Origin of the sequence: Collinsella sp. D33t1_170424_A12, assembly GCF_015554865.1 — a bacterium.
Taxonomy (GTDB): Bacteria; Actinomycetota; Coriobacteriia; order Coriobacteriales; family Coriobacteriaceae; genus Collinsella.
In genome coordinates, this window is record NZ_JADNJJ010000218.1 from 1 (window position 1) to 2,528 (window position 2,528).

Annotated in this window: 4 protein-coding genes and 1 tRNA gene; all 5 read left to right on the forward strand. The window is 56.6% G+C overall.

Going from position 1 to position 2,528, the window contains the following annotated elements:
- A partial coding sequence (locus I2E26_RS08890) for a transglutaminase-like domain-containing protein (protein WP_195420443.1) occupies positions 1–449 on the forward strand: 449 nt, incomplete at its 5' end.
- A gap of 37 nt (positions 450–486) precedes the next feature.
- Positions 487–572 (forward strand) — tRNA-Leu (locus tag I2E26_RS08895).
- A gap of 256 nt (positions 573–828) precedes the next feature.
- Complete coding sequence (gene infC / locus I2E26_RS08900) at positions 829–1,428, forward strand: translation initiation factor IF-3 (protein ID WP_187231549.1); 600 nt, start codon at positions 829–831, stop codon at positions 1,426–1,428.
- 39 nt (positions 1,429–1,467) lie between these two features.
- Positions 1,468–1,665: a 50S ribosomal protein L35 gene (rpmI, locus tag I2E26_RS08905; RefSeq protein WP_195420444.1), complete on the forward strand. Its 198-nt coding sequence runs from the start codon at positions 1,468–1,470 to the stop codon at positions 1,663–1,665.
- Positions 1,666–1,712: 47 nt separating this feature from the next.
- Entirely contained in the window at positions 1,713–2,072 is a 360-nt protein-coding gene (gene rplT, locus I2E26_RS08910) for a 50S ribosomal protein L20 (RefSeq protein WP_006720998.1), read from the forward strand.
- Positions 2,073–2,528: the final 456 nt, after the last annotated feature.

Consider the following 2,528-nt stretch of genomic DNA (forward strand, 5'->3'; position numbering starts at 1 on the left):
CCCAGCTCGACGCCATCGCCGACGGCTGCCTGAAATCGCTGCGGGGCGACTGCGGTGTGATGGCGCTCGCTTTCATCGCCATGTGCCGCATCGCGAACATCCCTGCGCGCTGGCAAAGCGGCCTGTACGTTGCTTGCGATTACATCGGTCCGCATGATTGGGCGATGTTCTATACCGAGGAATACGGCTGGTTGTGGGCGGATGTTTCCTTTGGCTCGTCATCACGTCGCGCGGGCGATGAGGCGCGACGCCTCCATCATTTCGGCAACCTCGACCCCTGGCGGATGGTTGCGAACAGCGTGTATCAGGCGCCCTTCGAACCCGATTTCGATGACGCGCGCTGGGATCCCTACGATAACCAGATGGGTGAAGCGAGCGTCGACGGTCGCGGATGCGATGAACCGGAAATGCTGCGCCAGATTGAACTCATTGCTTTGGATGCGTTGTAGAGCGCGTTGCTTGTGCTACTATAGGTACGCAATCCGCGCCCGAGTGGCGGAACGGCAGACGCAGGGGACTCAAAATCCTCCGCTGGCAACAGCGTGTGAGTTCGAATCTCACCTCGGGCACCATAGATTAGACAAGGGCCTCGGCAACGGGGCCCTTTACGTACCACGCCGAACTCACGCGAGTGCGATTCATGGTGAAAGCGTGAAGAGCGCTCACTCTGTGATATTATGCAATCTGCACTGTGTGAACACAGTAGCCAAAGTGGGACAGTAAGTCCCCACCTTTCGGCGCCATTGAGCAGCTGTCTGGTCCAACAAGTTAGTAATGCAACGACAAGATTGTTGTCGTTATTATGCTTGCAAGACCTGGATGCTGCTTATGGATCCGGGTCTTGTTTTCTATTCCGAAGGAGGTAAGGACATAGCTAAGTCTGATGACACCCGTATTAATGACGAGATCACCGGCACTACCTGCCGCCTGATCGGCGTCGACGGCTCGCAGCTCGGCCTGTTCGGCATCCGCGACGCCCAGCGCGTTGCAGATGAGCAGGGTCTCGACCTGGTCGAGATCGCCCCGAATGCAAACCCGCCGGTGTGCAGGGTCATGGATTACGGGAAGTTCAAGTACCAGCAGGCTATGAAGGCCAAGCAGGCTCGTAAGAACCAGTCCAAGGTCGAGGTCAAGGAAATGAAATTCCGCCCCAAGATCGACGTTGGCGATTACGAGACCAAGAAGGGCCATGTCCTGCGCTTCCTGAAGAAGGGTGCGCGCGTTAAGGTCACGATCATGTTCCGTGGCCGCGAGATGGCTCACCCCGAGCAGGGTCTCAACGTGCTCGAGCGTCTTTCCGAGGACCTCAAGCCCTACGCTACGGTCGAGTCGGCTCCCAAGCTTGAAGGCCGTAACATGCTCATGCTCCTCGCACCCATTAAGGGCGCCTTTGATAACGAGGCCAGCGGGGCCAAAAATGGCGAATAGCCATTTCTTCGTGTACGAGTAACCGAGAAGGAGAAGTTCATGCCTAAGATGAAGTCCCATAGCGGCACCAAGAAGCGTTTCCGCCGCACCGGCACGGGCAAGATCATGCGCTGCAAGGCGTTCAAGAGCCACATCCTCACCAAGAAGACCACCAAGCGCAAGCGTGGCTTCCGCCAGGAGACCGAGCTGGCCGCTGCCGACAAGAAGGTCGTCAACGCCCGTCTCGCTGGCAACTAAGCCATCGCTTTAGTTTCCCCTCATCCATTTTTAGGAGTTGATTAGATATGGCACGTGTGAAGCGCGCTGTGAACGCCAAGAAGAAGCGTCGTACCGTCCTTAACCGCGCAAAGGGTTATTACGGTCAGGCGTCCCGCTCTTATAAGTACGCCAAGGAGCAGGTGCAGCACTCCCTCCAGTACCAGTACCGCGATCGCCGCAACAAGAAGCGCGAGATCCGCAGCCTCTGGATCACCCGTATCAACGCCGCCGCTCGCATGAACGACATCTCCTACTCCCAGTTCATGCATGGCCTGAAGCTCGCCGGCATCGAGCTTGACCGCAAGGTCCTCGCTCAGATGGCGTACGAGGACATCGAGTCCTTCAACGAGCTCGCCGCCATCGCCAAGAAGGCACTCGAGGCTTAATTCTCCTCGAAGTACAACTTCGCTATACAACAGGGTCCCATCATCGGGGCCCTGTTTTTGTATGCATGCAGATTGTTCGAAATGATCATGCAGAATTGTCTTGAGCCCGTGGACTTGCGAAACTTTCAAGATGCTGCGAACAATCAGCACTCTTATTCGGCGAGCACGTTGGTTCGGGATAAGCGTAAGCGGGGATAGGGCTTCCCAGTATTTAATAGGAGGCATGAGCGGACGCTATGCGGCGGGGGCACCTTCCCGCACGGGCGTCGTCACCACAGTATGGTTGCTCGATCCCATCAGCTATTAATTCATTCGAACAAGAGGCGGGTTGCGCAACTATATTGAAGCCAAGACCGCAATCTGAATCCTATGTTCAGCCATATGTGTTCAAGTTGTGGAGGACGATATCCCCGGCGGCGGGGGAGCGGGGGTGTGGCAATATATCTCCTTGCCGCG